The sequence below is a fragment of the Streptomyces sp. NPDC046465 genome (genome assembly GCF_040646035.1).
GTDB lineage: Bacteria > Actinomycetota > Actinomycetes > Streptomycetales > Streptomycetaceae > Streptomyces.
The window spans coordinates 55,300-72,836 of the sequence record NZ_JBEYZK010000010.1; the positions used below are offsets into that span (position 1 = coordinate 55,300).

The 17,537-nt window shown below is 72.9% G+C and carries 10 protein-coding genes; 2 read left to right on the forward strand and 8 right to left on the reverse strand.

Annotation, left to right across the window (positions count from 1 at the left end; all coding sequences use genetic code 11):
* Positions 1-80 precede the first annotated feature (80 nt).
* Both ABZ953_RS17035 and ABZ953_RS17040 read right to left on the reverse strand, forming a co-directional pair.
* A complete protein-coding gene (locus tag ABZ953_RS17035; protein WP_361723694.1) occupies positions 81-896 on the reverse strand; it encodes an ABC transporter ATP-binding protein in 816 nt (271 codons plus the stop codon).
* Positions 889-1,806 (reverse strand): ABC transporter permease, encoded by a 918-nt coding sequence (locus ABZ953_RS17040; RefSeq protein WP_361723697.1) that lies wholly within the window; start codon positions 1,804-1,806, stop codon positions 889-891. Before ABZ953_RS17040 ends, ABZ953_RS17035 begins: the two co-directional genes overlap by 8 nt.
* Before the next feature lie 133 nt (positions 1,807-1,939).
* Between ABZ953_RS17040 and ABZ953_RS17045 the strand changes: the two genes are divergently transcribed.
* Complete coding sequence (locus ABZ953_RS17045; protein WP_361723699.1) at positions 1,940-2,560, forward strand: TetR/AcrR family transcriptional regulator; 621 nt, start codon at positions 1,940-1,942, stop codon at positions 2,558-2,560.
* Positions 2,561-3,494: 934 nt separating this feature from the next.
* Here ABZ953_RS17045 and galE read toward each other — a convergent pair.
* The 4 genes from galE to ABZ953_RS17065 all read right to left on the reverse strand — a co-directional run bounded on the left by galE (position 3,495) and on the right by ABZ953_RS17065 (position 11,369).
* Positions 3,495-4,493, reverse strand: coding sequence for a UDP-glucose 4-epimerase GalE (gene galE, locus ABZ953_RS17050; RefSeq protein WP_361723702.1), 999 nt, complete (start codon positions 4,491-4,493; stop codon positions 3,495-3,497).
* Between the two features lie 73 nt (positions 4,494-4,566).
* Positions 4,567-6,237: a glycosyltransferase family 2 protein gene (locus ABZ953_RS17055; protein ID WP_361723705.1), complete on the reverse strand. Its 1,671-nt coding sequence runs from the start codon at positions 6,235-6,237 to the stop codon at positions 4,567-4,569.
* A gap of 102 nt (positions 6,238-6,339) precedes the next feature.
* Complete coding sequence (locus ABZ953_RS17060; RefSeq protein WP_361723708.1) at positions 6,340-7,872, reverse strand: hypothetical protein; 1,533 nt, start codon at positions 7,870-7,872, stop codon at positions 6,340-6,342.
* Positions 7,869-11,369: a CDP-glycerol glycerophosphotransferase family protein gene (locus ABZ953_RS17065; protein ID WP_361723711.1), complete on the reverse strand. Its 3,501-nt coding sequence runs from the start codon at positions 11,367-11,369 to the stop codon at positions 7,869-7,871. Before ABZ953_RS17065 ends, ABZ953_RS17060 begins: the two co-directional genes overlap by 4 nt.
* A gap of 148 nt (positions 11,370-11,517) precedes the next feature.
* On the opposite strand from ABZ953_RS17065, the gene ABZ953_RS17070 reads away from it, so the two are divergent.
* Positions 11,518-13,680 (forward strand): CDP-glycerol:glycerophosphate glycerophosphotransferase, encoded by a 2,163-nt coding sequence (locus ABZ953_RS17070; RefSeq protein WP_361723714.1) that lies wholly within the window; start codon positions 11,518-11,520, stop codon positions 13,678-13,680.
* Between the two features lie 7 nt (positions 13,681-13,687).
* Here the strand turns inward: ABZ953_RS17070 and ABZ953_RS17075 are convergent, their stop codons facing one another.
* Positions 13,688-16,516: a stealth conserved region 3 domain-containing protein gene (locus tag ABZ953_RS17075; RefSeq protein ID WP_361723717.1), complete on the reverse strand. Its 2,829-nt coding sequence runs from the start codon at positions 16,514-16,516 to the stop codon at positions 13,688-13,690.
* Positions 16,513-17,487 carry a hypothetical protein gene (locus ABZ953_RS17080; protein ID WP_361723720.1) on the reverse strand — a complete coding sequence of 325 codons (975 nt, stop codon included), beginning with the start codon at positions 17,485-17,487 and terminating at the stop codon, positions 16,513-16,515. Before ABZ953_RS17080 ends, ABZ953_RS17075 begins: the two co-directional genes overlap by 4 nt.
* Positions 17,488-17,537 lie beyond the last annotated feature (50 nt).

Here is a 17,537-nt window from a genome sequence, read left to right on the forward strand (position 1 = left end):
TAAACGCTCCCATAGTGTAAGGATCTGCGTATTGATGCGACAAAAGGGATACGCTTTACGGCTCAGGGCACACGGTGCGACTACCCCTTGCCGCCTCCCGTGAACTGCTCGTACTCCTTCAATACGTCCGCCGTGGGGCCGTCCATGCGCAGCTCGCCGCGCTCCAGCCAGAGCACGCGGTCGCAGGTGTCGCGGATCGACTTGTTGTTGTGGCTGACCAGGAAGACCGTGCCCGCGCGCTTGCGGAGTTCGCGGATGCGGGCCTCGGAGCGCTTCTGGAAGGAGCGGTCGCCGGTGGCCAGGGCCTCGTCGATGAGCAGTACGTCATGGTCCTTGGCGGAACCGATGGAGAAGCGGAGCCGCGCCGACATGCCCGACGAATAGGTGCGCATCGGCAGCGTGATGAAATCGCCCTTCTCGTTGATGCCGGAGAAGTCGACGATCTCCTGGTAGCGGTCCTGGACCTGCTCGCGGGACATGCCCATCGCGAGACCGCCGAGCCGTACGTTGCGCTCGCCGGTGAGGTCGTTCATCAGGGCCGCGTTCACGCCGAGCAGGGAGGGCTGGCCGTCGGTGAAGATCCGGCCGTGCTCTACGGGGAGCAGTCCGGCGACGGCCTTGAGCAGGGTCGACTTGCCCGAGCCGTTGGTGCCGATGAGCCCGATGGCCTCGCCCTTGTGCGCGGTGAACGACACGTTCCTGACGGCGTGCACGGTGCGTACGCCGGGGGATTCGCCCTTGCCGCGCTTGAGGATGCGGCCGAGCGCGGCACTCGCGCTGCCGCGCCCTGCTGTGGCGCCCGCCCCGTGCACGCGGTAGACGATGTCGACCTGGTCGACGATGACGGTGGGGGCGTCGTTCTTCTCGGTCTTCTCGATCTTCTCGGCGTCAGCCACGTCCGTACGTCTCCTCTGCCTTCCAGAAGTAGATGAACCCGCCGATCCCGGCGAGCAGCGCCCAGCCGAGGGCCCAGGCCCACACGTGGTGCGGGAGCTGGTCCCGCTGGAAACTGTCGATCAGCGCGAACCGCATCAGGTCGATGTAGACGGCGGCCGGATTGCACTCCAGGAGGACCTTGACCGCGTGCGGCAGGTTCTGGTCCTTGAGGACGGCGTCGATGTTCCACATCACCCCGGACACGTACATCCAGGTCCGCAGCACGAACGGCATCAGCTGTGCGATGTCCGGCGTGCTGCTGCCGAGCCGCGCCATGACCAGCGCGACGCCGGTGTTGAACGTGAACTGCAGCGCGAGGACCGGGATCACCAGGAGCCAGGACGCCGTGGGCGGGACGCCGAAGCAGAGCAGGATCACGAGCAGCGCGCACATGGAGAACAGCAGCTGCTGGAGCTGTTGCAGGCAGTACGAGATCGGCAGCGAGGCGCGCGGGAAGTGCAGGGCGCGTACGAGCCCGAGGCTGCCGGAGATGGCGCGCGTCCCCGCCATCACGGACTGCTGGGTGAACGTGAACACGAAGACGCCGGTGACGAGGAACGGGACGTAGTCCTCGACATCGCGCTTGGTGTTCATGAGCACGCCGAAGATGAAGTAGTAGACCGCCGCGTTCAGGAGCGGCGTCATTACCTGCCAGACCTGGCCGAGCTTGGCCTGGCTGTACTGGGCCGTCAGCTTGGCGGTCGCGAAGGCGGTGATGAAGTGGCGGCGCTGCCACAGCTGCCGGACGTAGGCGGGCAGGGTGGGGCGGGCGCCGCTGACGGTCAGGCCGTACCGGGCGGCCAGTTCGGCGGCGGAGGGGGCCGGTGCCGTGGGGCCGGCGGTCGGCGGTGTGTCGAGAACCTGGCTCACATCCGCTGCTTTCGCTGGGGGAGGCGGGAACGCTGGGAGTACGTCGGGACGAACCCGTATCGTCGCAACGCCGAGAGTAGAGCGCGCCACGTCGGGACGCAACCGTATCGTCGTCGCGCTTTATGCTGTCTGTATGACGACGAGCAGGCCAGCAGGTGAACAGCCGCGCCGCAGGGCCCCCGCCGGGGCCGCCGTGCTCCGCGAGGACGTGACCGAGGCCATCCGGTCCGCCGTCTTCGAGGAGCTCGCCTCCGTGGGGTACGCGCGCATGTCGATCGAGGGCATCGCCCGCCGCGCGGGCGTCGGCAAGACCGCCGTCTACCGCCGCTGGCGTTCCAAGCTGCACCTGGTCCTTGACCTGGTGTCGGCCATAGCGGTACAGGGCCTGCCGGCCCCGGACACGGGCTCCCTGGAGGGAGACCTGCGCCTCCTCTACGAGGTGACGTCACGCGCCCTGCGCCACCCGATCGCCTCCCAGGTCATCCCCGACCTGCAGGCCGAGGCGGCCCGCAACCCCGAGATCGCGGAGGCGCTGCAGAAGACCCTGCGGGAGGGCCAGTACGGCGTCGCGAGCGGCATCGTGCGGGCGGCGGTGGAGCGGGGCGAGATGCGCGCCGGATCCGACGAGAGCCTGGCCCTCGACCTCGTCTCCGGTCCCCTCTACTGGCGCTCCGTGGTGGTGCGCACCGAGCTCCCCAAGGGGTACGTGGGGAGGTTGGCGGCGGCTGCGGCGGCGGGGTTGCGGGCGCTGTGAGCGGGCTGCGCTCGGTCTGGCGGGGACGTTGGTGGGGCGGCGTCTTTGATGGTTCCCGGGGCCGCCCGGCTTTTTGCGGAGTGTGGCGGTTCCGGGCCGCCAGTAAAGGGCGCTCCCTGCGGTCGCGTCGGCTGCGCCGATTCCGCTCCGCTCCACCCTTGACTGCCGTCCCTCCACTGCACGTTGACTTTGACCCGGACGGCCAGGGGTGGGGACTTTCGGGGACTGTGGGGATGGGGCATCCCCTTTCGCTGCCGGGTGCGGACCGGTCCAACGTACGTAGACGCCCCGGAAGGCGCTCGGCCAGCGAACCCCCGGCTTCGCCGCTCGGGCCATCACCCTTCATCGCCGGGTGCAGACCGGTCCATCGTGGGTGGACGTGAGGGTCGAGGCGCCGCCGGGCATGCTGGCTCCGCCCCCGGACATCTACTTTGGGAAAGTTGCGAATCGATTCGCCGCGCGCCCCCCGCCATGATCCAAGCGCCCCCATTCTCGGCGGCGCATTGAGGGTGAAGGGGGGCGCGCGGCGTCTTCATTCACAACTTTTCCAAAGTTGGTTCCTGAGAGCGGCTCGCCGCCTTCGGTCTGACAGCACCCCCGACCGTGACGGGCACCCACGATGGGCCGGTCCGCACCCGGCAACGAGAGGTTATGGCCCGAGCGGCGAGGCCGCGCGGCTGGCCGAGCGTCTACCGTGGCCCCCGCCCACGTTGGACCGGTCCGCACCCGGCAGTGAAAGGTGATGACCCGAGCAGAGAAGTCCGCCGCCTCACCCCTGGGCGTCCGGGTCAAAGTTAGCGTGCGGTGGAGGGACGGCAGTCAAGGGTGGGCCGTAGGGCCATCGGCGGAGCCGACGCGTAGCGCAGCGGAGCGCCCTTTACTTCCGGCCCGGAACCGCCACACTCCGCAAAAAACCGGGCGGCCCCGGTGACCGTCAACGGCTCCGGCCCCCCAACGTCACCGCCGGATGCAACCGCCCCCACCCCGCCCACGCCGACACAACCATGTCCCGCACGTCGTGCTTCGCGGACCAGCCCAGCTCCTCCGCGACGCGCACCGCGGACGCGACCACGCGGGCCGGGTCGCCGGGGCGGCGTGCCGTGATCTCGGCGGGGGTGTCGTAGCCCGTGACGTCGTTGATCAGGTCCGTCATCTCGCGGACCGACACGCCCTCGCCGCGGCCGATGTTGAGGGTGAGGTCCGTGCCGGGTGCGGTGGACGCCAGTTTGCGGGCCGTCGCCACGTGGGCCTCGGCGATGTCGACGACGTGGATGTAGTCGCGTACGCACGTGCCGTCGGGGGTGGGGTAGTCCGCGCCGAAGATGTGCGGGGCCGCGCCTGCGGTGAGCTTCTCGAAGACCATCGGGACGAGGTTGAAGACGCCGGTGTCGGCGAGTTCGGGCGCCGCCGCGCCCGCCACGTTGAAGTAGCGCAGGGACGCCGTCGACAGGCCGTGCGCGCGGCCCGTCGCGCGGACCAGCCACTCGCCGGCCAGCTTCGTCTCGCCGTACGGGCTCATCGGCAGGCACGGCGTCTCCTCGGTGACGAGGTCGACGTCGGGCATGCCGTACACCGAGGCGGAGGAGGAGAAGACGATGTGGGCCACATCGGGTGACGCGACCACGGCGTCGAGCAGGACCCGTAGCCCTTCCACGTTCTCGCGGTAGTAGTGCAGCGGGCGCTCCACGGACTCGCCGACCTGCTTCTTGCCCGCCAGATGCACGACACCGGTGACCGCGTGCTCCGCGAAGGTGCGCGTGAGCAGGTCGCCGTCGAGGACCGAGCCGACCACCAGCGGCACCCCGGCGGGCACGCGCTCGGCGATTCCGGTGGACAGGTCGTCGTAGACCACGGCCCGCTCGCCCGCCTCCGTCATGGCGCGGACGACGTGCGCCCCGATGTATCCGGCGCCGCCGGTGATCAGCCAGGTCATGGTCGGCTTGTCCTGTCTTGTCGCGAGTGTGATGCGTGAGGTGCAGTCTCGCAGAGCCGGTGTGCGAGGCGCGTCAGTGGCCTGGGGCGGCGCTGCGCAGAGTGCGGACCAGCCGGGTCAGGCGCCGCTTCGCGACCCCGGCCACGCCCCGCACCCCGGGGGCGAGCCGCACCGAGAGATTGCCCGCCTGCGTGGCGTACGGCTGGACGAGCAGCACGCCGCGCCGCCTGCTCGGCACCACCGTGCGGCGCAGCAGCCCGGGCCCGGCGACGGCGTTGGCGGTCGTGTCGCGCGTGGTCCCGTCGTCGAAGTGCAGCCGCAGGCGGATGTCCCACACGCCGTCGTCCAGCGATCCGAGGTCGAGCAGGAGCGTGGTGACCCAGGTCTCCCCGGGCTTCTCGGCACGGAACGCCGCCGTCCGGCGCAGCCCCGCCAGTTCGCCCTGGCGGTGGACGAGCTCGACGTCGACGGTGGCCGGGCCCGCGTCCGCGACGCGCCCGTACAGTTCGCGCAGCCGCAGGGTGAGCCGCGAGCCGTCCGCGGTCGCGGCCGGGCGCAGCTCGCCGTCGACCGCGATGGGCAGCAGCCGCACGGGCCGTACGAGCAGGTGCTCCAGGGTGACCTCGGGGAGGTCCTCGGCCCAGATGGGCGTGGCGTCGGCCGCGTGGGCGTAGGGCGGCGCGAGCCGTGCGGGGCGGGCGGCCACCTGCCTCAGGCGGGTCAGGTCGCGCGGTTCCTCGGCGGCGAGCAGGACGCGGGCGATGACGCGGCCGGGCGCGGGCGCCGCGTCGAGGTCGGCGTCGTCGAACGTCGCCAGGTACGCGCGCGTCAGGGCCCACCACTCGCGCTGGTACTCCGTGCCGCGCGCGGTGAGCTCCCGCGTGTACATGCGCAGGCTGTGGTCGAGGAACTTGGCGCGCGCCGCCCGCGCGAGCCGCTTGCCGCCGGTGCCGCGCGCGTCCCGCAGGATCTCCACGGACTGGCGGTGCGCCTCCATGCGGGCCTGCCAGTTTGCGATGCCCGCGCGGTCCAGGGAGATCGACAGCTTGGCGGCGGCGCGGCGCACGTGCCAGACGTAGACCGTGTCGGGGACGAGTGCGATGCGCGGGGCGGCGGCCAGCATGCGGGCGGTGAAGACGAAGTCCTCGTAGATGAAGCGGCCTTCGGGGAAGCGGATGCCGTGCTCGCGCAGGAACTCCGTGCGGTAGAGCTTGTTGACGCAGAGCGTGTCGTGGACAAGGCGGGAGCGCAGCTCCGGGCGGGGGACGAGCCGCGCCTTCGTGTAGAGCTCGGGCTGCCAGGGCACCTCGCGCCCCGAGGGCAGCTCGCGGCGCACGCAGAGTCCGGCGGCGACCTCCGCGCCGTGCCGGTGTGCGGCGCCGAGGAGCGCGGCGGCCGCGCCGGGCGGCAGCACGTCGTCGCTGTCGAGGAACATCACGTACGGCGCCGCGGCGGCGTCGATCCCGTCGTTGCGCGGGGTGCCGCAGCCGCCGCTGTTGGCCTCGCGGCGGATCACCCGCAGCCGCGGATCGGCGTCGGCGAGCCGGGTCAGGATGTCGACGCTGCCGTCCGTCGAGCAGTCGTCGACGGCGATCACCTCGCGGACCGCGGGGCCCTGGGCGAGCGCGGAACGCACGGCGTCGGCCACGTGGGCCGCGTCGTTGTAGCCGATCACGACGACGGAGACCTGGGCGGTGCGAGACGCCTGGTTCTGGGCGGGCGGTTGAGGCAGGGTGCGTTCCACAGTGGAAATTTTAGATGCTTCTACTAATTATCCGACTAAGGGGGCTTTGGTGGGCGGGGCAAGCCGCCTCAGGGGGCAGTAAATTCGGCATCAGATCCGGCATCAGTTGTCGGGTGCCCCGGCTGCCCCGTCCGTAACCCGCGCGAGTACCTCCCCGGTGTGCCGGCTCCAGTCCACGACCACGGCCTCCGGCGGGGCCTTCTGGCCGGGCGTGAGCAGCAGCCACCGCACGTCGTAGCGGCGGGCGATCGCGGAGCGCTCGGCGCGGGTGGAGCCGGGGTCGAGGTAGGCGCGCACGGCGGCCAGGCGGCGGCCCCGCACGGTCTCGTCGAGCGAGGCGTCCGGCCAGGCGGGCGCGACGAGATTGGCGCCGTAGCCGGGCACGGAACGGGTGGGGCGGTAGCCGTTCGTCAGGACGACGTCGCCCTTGTGCATGTGGCCGACCGCCCACCCGTAGCCGGGCCAGCGCGGCGGCTGGTCGAAGCCGACGGGGTCCAGGGCGCGCGGCACGACGGCGCCCGCCTGGAGCTGGAGGAACCCGACGCAAGCGCCGAGCGCGGCGGCTCCGGCGAGCGCGCCCCGGCGCCATCCCCAGGGGCGGGGCGCCGCGAGCTCGATGGCCAGGGCGAACTGCGGGGGCACGAGGGTCAGGCCGAGGATGCGGCCGTAGGTGTAGTGGCCGCTGACCCAGCCGTACGCGACGACCGCGCACTCCAGGGCGAACATCAGGACCAGCGGGTCCCTGCGGTCCCGGCGAAAGCGCAGCCACAGGGCGGGCAGGCCGAGCAGCGCCAGCCAGAAGCGCTGGGGCATCTCGGTGTAGAGCTGGCGGTGGATCCAGTCGACGGACTCGTCCCCGACCAGGGAGAACACGCTGTAGTACGGCCAGAGCGCCGCGAGCACCGCCGCGCTGACGGCCGTTGCCGCCCAGGGCCACACCTTGCGGCCCGACGCCGCGAACGCGACGACGCCGATGACCGCCGCCACCGACGAGATGGGGTGGATGAGCAGGATCAGGCCGCACAGTGCGCCGAGTCCCGCGTACGGCCACAAGGCGGGCTGCGCGGCACGGGCCAGCGCGCCCGCCCACGCCCAGGCCCAGAACGCCAGGCCGATCGCGAAGGTCGACGGATAGCCGAGGTTCCCCGTCATCGACATCAGCCCCAGATAGCCGCTCCACCACGCCATCCGGGTGCCCCAGAGCAGCACCATCGCGGCCAGCGCGAGCACCGGGGCCCACGGGCGGGGCGTCAGGACGCGGACGAAGCGGCCGATGCCGGTGAGCAGGACCAGCAGGTTCAGCGGGCCCGAGAGCTTCACGACCTCCCAGCCCGCCGCGCCCGTGACCTTGGCGAACAGGCCCTGCGCCACGGCGTACGGGGAGTAGTACGGGCTGCCGTGGCCCGGCAGCTGCGCCATCGGGTGCGCGGGGTGGAGGAGGTTCTCCTTCAGGCGTTCGACGACGGCCGCGTGCTGGCCGAAGTCGCAGCACATCGGGACCCGCCAGAACGCCAGCGACATCACCAGCCAGAAGAGCCCGCCGAAGACGAGATAGAGGCTGGGGCGGCGGCGCGTCCCGCCGCCGAGCGCCGTCGCGCCGTGGCAGATCCGCCGGGTGAGCAGCGCGCCGCTCACCGCATGAGCCTCTCCGCGACCCGGGCCGCGGCCCGCCCGTCGTCCAGATCGCAGTAGGACTCGCGGAACGCCGCGTACGCCTCCGCGTGCCGTGCCGCGATCGCGTCCAGGTCGCGCAGCGCCTCGACGACCTCGCCGGTGGAGGCGAGCAGCGGGCCCGGCGCGTGCGTCTCGAAGTCGAGGTAGAAACCGCGCACCGTGTCGCGGTAGTGCTCCAGGTCGTAGGCGTGGAAGAGCATCGGCCGCCCGGTGTGCGCGAAGTCGAACATCAGCGAGGAGTAGTCCGTCACCAGGACGTCGGCAAGCAGGAGCAGTTCCGCCGCCCGCGGGTGCGCGGACACATCACGTACGAAGGGGGCGCGGGCGCCCGGCAGCCGGCCCGCCGCCAGTGGGTGCTTGCGCACCAGCAGGACGTGGTCGTCGCCGAGCACGGACTCGACCGCGCGGAAGTCGAGGGCGGGCTCGTAGCGGAACCGGCCGGGGGAGTACGCGAGATGGTCCCGGTACGTCGGCGCGTACAGCACGATCCGTTTGTCCGGGGCGATGTCGAGCTCGCGGCGGACGCGGTCGGCGACCTTCTGGCGGTCCTCGGCGAACAGCACGTCGTTGCGCGGCGAACCGGCTTCGAGGACCTCGCCGTCGTAGGCGAGGGCGCGCCCCAGGTGGGGGGTGGAGAAGCGGTTGGGCGAGACGAGCACGTCCCACTGGCGGGAGAGCCGGGGCAGGGCGTCGAGGTGGCCGTGGTCGGCGTAGAGGGTGTCGGTCAGGTCGGTGCCGATCCGCTTGAGCGGGGCGCCGTGCCACGTCTGGACGACGGTCTGGCCCGCACGGCGCTCGAAGAAGTCCGGCAGGTGTCCCGCGGTGACGATGCGGCGGCAGCGGGCCAGCGCCTCGTACCAGTCGGCGCTGTGCTCCTCGACGCCCCGCGCCCCGGCCGGGACGCGGGTCTGCTGGTCGTGCGTGACCCACAGGTGCTCGCCGCCGGAGCCGCGCCGCAGCAGCTCCTCGTGGACGGCGCGCGGCGAGTCACCGTCGAAGTAGAGGACGGCGTCGGTCAGGGGCAGTTCGCGGCGGGCCGGGTAGTGGACGGTACGCAGCTTGTGCCGCCGGTACGCGCCCCGCTCGGAGCGGGGGAGCACCGATCCCGCCACGACGAGCAGTCGGTCGCCGAACCGCCGGTCCAGGGTGAACTCCCGCCCCTGGACGGTCCGGTGGAGGGGCAGCGTGGCGGACGCGGAGGCGAGCAGCCGTACGGGCATGCCGTCCTCGGCGCGTCCGGCCGGGGCGTCGGTGGGCGAGGCGGCCTCCCGCAGGAACGCGTACCAGCGGCCCTCCCGCAGCGCCCCGCCGCCCGGCGCGAGCACCGCGCGGAACCGGCCGCCGTCCTGAGTGGCGGGGGCGGTCAGCTCCTCGTCGCGGCCGCTGTGCCGAAGGACCAGTTCGGGCTTGGCCCAACTGGCCGCCGCCATCGGACCCTCCACGGTCAGCGTGCCGTCCGCACCCCACGCGACGCGGTCGGCGACCGGCTGCCGGGTCAGCTCGACGACGAGTCCGCCCCGGTCGTTGGCGGTGGCGCACAGCTCGCGGCCCGCGCGGGACGCGTACCGGCCCGGCGGCAGGCCGAGGGCGGCGGCAAGGGACTTCAGCGTGCCGTCGGGCAGGACGAGGTTGGCCTGCCAGCGGTCGCCGTGCGGCGGCTCGACCTCCTTGGGCGCGAGGTGCGGCGTGGGCGCCACGTCCTCCAGGTCGCCGAGGCGCACGCGCACCTCGAAGCGGTCCCCGGCGACCCGCACCGGATAGTCGAAGTCCGTCCCGGAGTGCGCGTGGGTGAGGCGGAGCAGTGTGGGGCGCGCACGCCCCGGCAGGGTGCCGGAGAGGACCACGTCGTCCCCGTCGAGCCGGTGGGCGTCCACGCGCGCCGCGTACTCCTGGACGCGCAGCACGAGCCGGCCCTTGCTGAACCCGAGGACGAGCCGCAGCCCGTCGCCGAGCTCGCGCACCAGGGACTGCGAGGACGCCCCCTCGGCGGCGCGCACGGCGGATCGCCGCACCGTGCCGTGGCCTGCGAGAACCACGCCGAACAGCCAGTTGCCTGGGCGCCAGCGGCCACCGGTCTTCAGCTGTTCGGGGTCGACGGTCATCTCGAAACCGGCCAGGTCGTAGCAGTGCAGCTGCTGCCGCGACTGCTCGGTGGCCTGCGGCGCGGCGACCGTGCGCGTCGGCACGCGGCGGATCTGGCGCCTGCTGTGGGCGGACTTGAGCAGGCCCGCCTTGACGGAGTGACCGGGGCGGGTCGCGGCGAGGTTGCGCACGTACGCGTATCCGCTGACGCGCAGCTTCCCCTCGGCGTCCCACCGGGTCTCGCCCACCCGCGCCACGACGGGCAGGTCGGCACGGCCGACGCGCGCCAGCTTCTCCGGGAGGGGCCCGACGCCCGGGTACGCGGCGCGGCGCCGCACTTTTCCGCGCACGTGGAAGGACGTGCCGTTGGTCTGCTCGAAGGTGAGCAGGCCGATGAGTTCGGCGGTGCGCGCGGCGCGGACGAGCTCCCACTTGACGCGCAGGTCGACGGGGAGCCCGGCGAGCACGTCCGGGTCGGCGCGGCGCAGGAACGCGGCGGTGCCCGCCGTGAACGCGGCGCGGTACTCGGGGCCGCCCATCGGCAGCCCTTCGAGGAAGTACACGAAGTCGTCGCGCAGGCAGGAGGCGTCGTACGTCTTCTTCATCTCCGGCGCGTGCTCGGCGAGGAAGGCGCTGACGTGCGCGCAGGCCGCGATCCGGTCGCGCACTCCCTTGACGTCGGTGCGCCGCCGGGTGATCGAGCCCTCGCGGACCCGCCAGTAGTAGACGTGGTCGCTGAGCACGTCCACGGACCCGGCGAGGAAGTGCGCCGGGATCATCACGGGGGTGTCCTCGTAGAGCTTGCCCTCGGGGAAGGTGAAGCGGTGCCGGTCCCAGAAGGAGCGCCGGAACACCTTGTTCCACGCCACGCGGTCGGAGAGGAGGTCCAGGTCGCGGGCGATGTGGGTGCGGGTGCGCGGCTCGGTGAGCCACTTGTACTGCCAGGCCTGGGAGCGGCCGCGCTCGGTGAGCCGCCAGACGTTGCCGCTCGCGAAGTCGGAGCCGGTCTCGTCCAGGCTCGCGATCATCCGCTCGTACGCGTCGTGCGGGACGACGTCGTCGCTGTCGACGAAGGTCAGGAACTCGGCGGTGGGGGAGGCCTTGCGCACCCCGGTGTTGCGGGCGGCGCTCAGTCCGGCGTTGCGCTGGCGGACGTAGACGAAGCGGGGGTCCTTGGCGGCGAACTCGCGGGCGATGAGCGGGCTGCCGTCCGTCGAGCCGTCGTCGACGAGAATGCACTCGAGACCGCCGCGCCCCTGCGGGCCGCCCAGCAGGCCGGGTCCGTCCACGGTCTGCCCGGCGATCGACTCCAGGCACTCCTGCAGAAACTCCTCGACGTTGTAGATGGGTACGACGACGCTGAGACGGGGCTGCACAGGGACCGGCCTTTCGTGGGGATAAGGGCATATTCATCCCCCTTGCCCGCTCGCGGCTCCCCACGGTCATACTCCGCGCCGCCGACCACCCCAAAGAGTGACGAACGGTCTTCGACAGGCGGTGTCCCGCTGGCTACGGTCGGTGTCCATGTCGCGCTTCTCGGTCGTCGTCCCCGTCCACCGCGTCCAGGGATACCTGCGCGCCTGCCTGGACTCGGTGCTCACCCAGTCCTTCGGCGACCTCGAACTGATCGTGGTCGACGACGCGTCGCCCGACGCCAGTGCCGCGATCGCCGCGGAGTACGCGGAGCGCGACCCGCGCACGCGACTCCTGCGCCTCCCCGAACGGACCGGACACCCCGAACGGACCGGCCTCCCCGAACGGACCGGCCTCCCCGAACGGACCGGCCTCCCCGAACGGACCGGCCTCCCCGAACGGACCGGCCTCCCCGAACGGACCGGACCCGGCCCGGCCCGCACCCTCGGCGCCGAGCACGCCACCGGCGACCACCTGCTCTTCCTCGACGGCGACGACCTGCTCCTGCCGGGCGCCCTTGAGGCCGCCGACGCCGCGCTCACGGCGGCAGACGAGCCGGACGTCCTGCTCTGCGCGCACGACCGCGTCGACTGGTGGGAGAACGTCCGCCCCGGCGGCGACGACCTCGCGGGCGACCCCCTCGCCGTCACCCCGGCCGCCTGGAACCGCTTCTTCCGGCGCGGCTTCTGGCAGGAGCAGCAGCTCGCCTTCGCCGCCGGGGCCTACGAGGACGTGGTGCCCGTCCACACCGCGACCCTGCGCGCGGGCGACCGGCTCGCCGTCCTCGACCGGCCGTGCGTGCGCTGGCGCGAGCGGCGTGCGGGGAGCTTCGCCAAGACGCCGGGACGGCACCACTTCGCCGTCGTCGAGCGGTACGGGCAGCTGCTCGCCGCCGTGGGCCCCGACGAGCGCGCCCGCCTCCTGCCGCACGCCGCCGCCCATCTGCTCGCCGTCCTCGAAGACCCGGGCCGGATCGCGGAGGCCGACCGGCGCGACTTCTTCGACGCGGCCTCCCGCACCTACGGCAAGGCCCTCGCCGCCGACTCGTACGCCTCGTACGAACGGCTGCGGAAGGCCGACACGCGGCGCCTGCGCGTCACCCGGCAGCTGAAGCGGCAGAAGAAGAAGCTGCGGGCCCGCGCCATGCGCGCCGCCTACCGCGGGGACCTGCGCCGCTCCCTCGACCCGCACCTCGCGGTCTACGGCGCCTACTGGAACCGCGGCGTCTCCTGCAACCCGGCCGCCATCCACGCCAAGGCCCGCGAACTGGCCCCGCACATCCGGGGCGTGTGGGTGGTCTCAAGCCGCACCAAGCACCAGGTGCCGCCCGGCGTCGAGTACGTCATCGAGGGCTCCCGGCGCTACTGGCAGACGATGGCCACGGCCACCTACCTCGTCAACAACTCCAGCTTCCCCGGCGGCTTCACCAAACGCCCCGGCCAGGTCTACCTCCAGACCCACCACGGCACCCCGCTGAAGACGATGGGCCTCGACCAGCGCCGCTACCCGGCGGGCACGCACGGCATCAGCTTCCAGAAGGTCCTCGACCACACCGACCAGTGGGACTTCAGCCTCTCCTCGAACCCGCACTCCACCGAGGTCTGGGAGCGCGTCTACCCGTCCGGGGCCTACCGGGCCCTTGAGGCCGGATATCCGCGCAACGACGTGTACTTCACGGCGGGGGAGGGTGAAGCGGTCCGTGTTCGGCAGGAGTTGGGTGTCGACGACGGACGGACCGTCCTGCTCTACGCGCCCACTCACCGCGACTACCAGAAGGGCTTCCTGCCCCGCCTCGACCTGCGGCGCTTCGCGGAGCGGCTGGGCCCCTCGTACGTCGTGCTGGTGCGCGCCCACTACTTCTACGGCGCCGGCGTGGGCCTGGAGAGCCACCCGCAGCTCGTCGACGTCACCGGGCACGCGCGCGTGGAGGAGCTCTGCCTGGCCGCCGACGCGCTCATCACGGACTACTCGTCGCTGATGTTCGACTACGCCTGCCTGGACCGCCCGATCGTCACGTACGCCCCCGACTGGCAGGCCTACCGGCTCGCCCGCGGCACCTACTTCGACCTGCTCTCCGGCCGTCCGGGCGAGACCCCCGGGGCCGTGGCCACCACCGAGGACGAGCTCGCCGGGCTGTTCCGGCTCGGCGCCTTCGACACGCCGGAGGCGACGGCGCTGCGGGCCGCGTTCCGGGAGCGCTTCTGCCCCTACGACGACGGCGGAGCCGCCGAACGCGTGGTCCGGCGGCTCTTCCTGGGCGGGACTCAGGCGTAGACGGGGCTCAGGCCTCGGATCGCAGCTCGTAGGGCGAGCGCACCGGAAAGTACGCCGTCAGGAACGACCGGATGGCGAGCGCCATCTCCTCGTCCGTCACGCCCCCGTCGGGGGACTCCCCGATGCAGAACGCGGTCCTGTCGCGGTTCTGCAGCAGCCGCCCGAGCCGCGCGTGGTCCGCGCGGTCGCCGATGTCCACGAAGTCGTACGCGATGGAGCCGGGCACGGCACGGCCGGTGAGATACGCGTAGTGCTGGTGCAGCGACGAGACGAGCGCTACGTCGCTGCGGGCGCGGAAGCGGCTGCGGGCCGTGGCCGCCAGCTGCTCGGGAAAGCGCTCGGTGATCTCCTTCAGGACGCTGCGGCGCAGCGCGTACGGCACGTGGAAGAAGCTGTGCGTCGTCGTGCGGCCGAACTCGCGGCGCAGCAGCTCCCGGTTGTTCTTGGCCGCCGCCAGGTACCCCTCGTCGTCCGGTGCGACCGGCAGCGCGGGTACGGACGCCGACGACCAGAAGAAGCGGGCGAGGCCGTTGCTGAGGAAGAAGGTCTCCGGGGTGGTGGGGCGGCCGAGGAACATGTCGTCGTTGAAGTAGAGGAAGTGCTCCGACAGGCCCTCGACGCGGTGCAGCTGGGACTCGATGGAGTGCGAGTTGAACGTCGGCAGGCACGCGTCGGGGTCGGCGAAGAGGTCGCGGTGGTCGACGACCGTGACGCCCGGGTGCTCCCGGTCGAGCCAGGGCGGGGTCTGGCCCGCAGTGACCAGGTACACGTGCCGGATCCACGGCGCGTACATCGCGAGGGAGCGCAGGGAGAAGCGGAGCTCGTCGCGGTTGCGGAAGCGCACCGCCCCGTTGTCCGCCGACGTGTCGCCGCCGCCGCGCGTCCTGTCGCGGGCGGCGCGCCACTCGGGGTCGGAGTCGTCGACCCACGTATAGACCGCGTCGATGGGGAAGTTGACGTCCTTGACCAGGAGTTCGGTGAACACGTCGAGGGTCGGGTACGTGCGGTCGGCCACGCGCAGGGACGCGGTCGGGGTGAGCGAGGGCAGCTCCGCGCCCGCCAGCGTCGAGCCGAACGGGGCGTGGCAGGTGCCCTCCGGCGTGCGCGTCCAGAACGCCACCGTGCAGGCCATACCCGCGCCGTGCCGCAGCGACAGCGTCGTCGTGGTGACCGGCTTGAAGAGCTTGACGCCCGCCAGCTCCCCGATGCTGTCGAGGCGCTCGGCGAGCACGGTGCCGGGCGGCGCGTCGCGCGGGTTGACCAGCTCGGCGTAGACGGGCTGTCCGCGCAGCGAGGCGGCGAGGGCCTTCAGGGCGCGGTCGCGGTCGTCGGCGGCCACGGCCAGGGTGTGGCAGGTGGAGCCGGAGGTGCGGACGACGGCGTACGGGACGTCCGACGCCTCCAGAGCGGACGCGGTGAGCTCAAGGTTCCAGTCGGCCATGCGGGGGGCGAGGACGTCGTCGCGCCGCTCGGCGAGCCGGCCCACCGAGCGGATGACGCGGCCGGTGGTGTCGGCAGCGAGGATCTCGTCCTCGCGGGCGTGCTCGTCGGCGCCCGCCGCGGCGTCGAAGGTGTGCGGGGCGGTGGGCCGGAAGCCGCTGCCGCCGGACGCGACGCCGAGCGCCACCCGGTCCGCGCGCCCGCGCAGCCGCTCCGGCCGGTCGCGCCCCGCGACGAGCCGCGTGTACAGCTCCTCCCAGCGCGCGGTGACGTCCCCCGAGGAGAACCGGGCGTACACGCCCTCGCGGGCGGCCTGCGCGAAGCCGCGCCGCATCGCGTCGTCGCCCATCAACTCGTTCATGGCGCAGGTGAGTTCATCGACCGAGCCGGGCGGCACGAGCAGCCCGTCGACCCGGTGGCGCACGATTTCGGCGGGGCCCGTGAGGACGTCGTACGCGACGACGGGCACCCCGGCGGCGAGCGCTTCGAGGAGCACCAGCGGGAACGCCTCGTTGTGCCCCGCCGTCATCAGGCTCAGCCCGGCCTTGGCCCACTCGGCGGCCATGTCCTGGCAGGGCCCGAGGAGCTCGACCCGGTCGTGCAGGCCGAACCCGTCGACAAGGCGGCGCAGGTGCCGCTCCCGGTGGCCGCTGCCGAAGATCCGCAGGGTCCACCCCGGGTGCGCCTCCGCGACCTGCGCGAAGGCCCGGACGGCGTGGTCGACGCGCTTCTCGCCGGTCAGCCGCGCCGCCATGACGATGACCTTGCTCTCGCCGTCCGCGCGCGGCCTGAACCCGTCGGGCACCGCGTTCGGGACGACGGCCAGTTCGGGGGCGGTGGCGCCGAGGGACTCCGCGATCCAGTCGCGGGTCCGCTCGGTCAGCGTGACGAGCGCGTCCAGGCGGGGCGCGTGCAGCAGCAGCGGTTCGCCGGACGGGCCGCGCCGCTGGGTGGGGCGGTGCTCCTGGTGGACGGTGACGACCCGCGCGGGCACCAGCGCCACGGCGGCGGCCAGGAGCGCGGGCGTGGTGGTGACCAGGACGTCGGTGTCGAGCGTGGAGAGCGCGGCCGTCATCTCGATGTCCGAGAGCCGGTCGAACGTGTCCTCCCAGGCCGGTTTGATCAGCTCGCTGGGCAGCGCGGCGAGCGTACGGCACGCGGCGTCGTCCAACTCACTTTTCCGCAGCGGCCGTTCGGGCGTCAGGGTGCGGTCCACGAGGTGTCGTACGGGCAGCTCGTGGGCCTCGGCGAAGAACGGCTCGGCGCGGGTGCGGAAGACGGAGACGACCTCGACCTCGATCCCCGGGCGCTCGGCGAGGTGCCGCGCCTGGGTGTACGTGGCGAGCTCCGTGCCGCCCATCTCGTCGCCCCACCCGAGCAGGTACGTGATCTTCATGAGGTCTCCTCCGTGACGGCGGTGATGTCCCAGCACGTGACCGCGAAGGCGCCGGACGCGGTGAAGTGGGCGTGCGCCCGGACCAGTGCGCCGCCGGGCAGCGCGAAGACCCGGAAGGGGGTCGGGTAGGCGGCCGCCGGGTCCCGCACGTCGGACAGCCACCGCCCGAGGGGGTGCGGGCCGAGCCGGAAGTCCCACACCCACTGCCCGGTGCCCGCCCCGGCCATCGCGCCGAGCGGCACCCGCAGCGTGAACGCCGAGCCCTGCCAGGCGACTTCGGCGGGTACGACGACACCGTCCCGGCGCCGCACCGCCTCGGCCCGCCCGGCCGGAGACCCCGCGACGAGCCGCCCGTGCACGGTGATGCCGTCCCCGGACGGCACGAACCGCACCAGCTCCGCCCGCGGCCGCGACCGCGTCGCCTGCAGCACGGCCCGCCCCGACCGGCTCCGGACGACCCGGACAAGGGTCCCCGTCAGCGGGTCGGGGGCGTGCGGCGCGGTCGGCGTGGCGGGCGGCGGGCCGGACTCGGCGGTCGCGAGGCCGTGGCGCCGTACGCGCCCGTCGGCACCCCGCGTCTCGACCGTGAGCCGCCACACGCCGTCCCGCATGTCGCGCAGGGTGGCCGTGGCGGTCAGCAGCGGGGTGCCGCCGGTGTGCGGCTCATGGGCGAGGGGGACGGCGAGCCTGCGGGGTCCACGGGTGATCAGGAGCCGGGCGCGGTCCGCGCCTTCGGGGGCGGGCGGCGCGACGATCGCGAGGTTGAGGGTGCGGCTGTCGCGGAGGGAGAGGTGTACGGGGGTCAGGAGCGGCCGGGACCGCCCGGCGCCGTCCGCGGGCCCGCCGTGCCCCATCCGCCCCGCCGTGGCCCGCTCCAGCCGGAACCGCGCGCTCCGCGCGGCGGCGAGCACCCGCCGTACGAGGGGAGGCGGCCCCGGGAGGCGGGAGGACGTGAACCCGATGCGCTGCATCTGTCCACTTTGACCGCTTATGCCCCGGACCTCTCGCGCAGCTACGCCAT

Coding starts and splice junctions, on each gene's coding strand:
- ABZ953_RS17080 (WP_361723720.1), bottom strand. CDS start 17,487: ATGCAGCGCATCGGGTTCACGTCCTCCCGCCTCCCGGGGCCGCCTCCC.
- ABZ953_RS17045 (WP_361723699.1), top strand. CDS start 1,940: ATGACGACGAGCAGGCCAGCAGGTGAACAGCCGCGCCGCAGGGCCCCC.
- galE (WP_361723702.1), bottom strand. CDS start 4,493: ATGACCTGGCTGATCACCGGCGGCGCCGGATACATCGGGGCGCACGTC.
- ABZ953_RS17075 (WP_361723717.1), bottom strand. CDS start 16,516: ATGAAGATCACGTACCTGCTCGGGTGGGGCGACGAGATGGGCGGCACG.
- ABZ953_RS17070 (WP_361723714.1), top strand. CDS start 11,518: ATGTCGCGCTTCTCGGTCGTCGTCCCCGTCCACCGCGTCCAGGGATAC.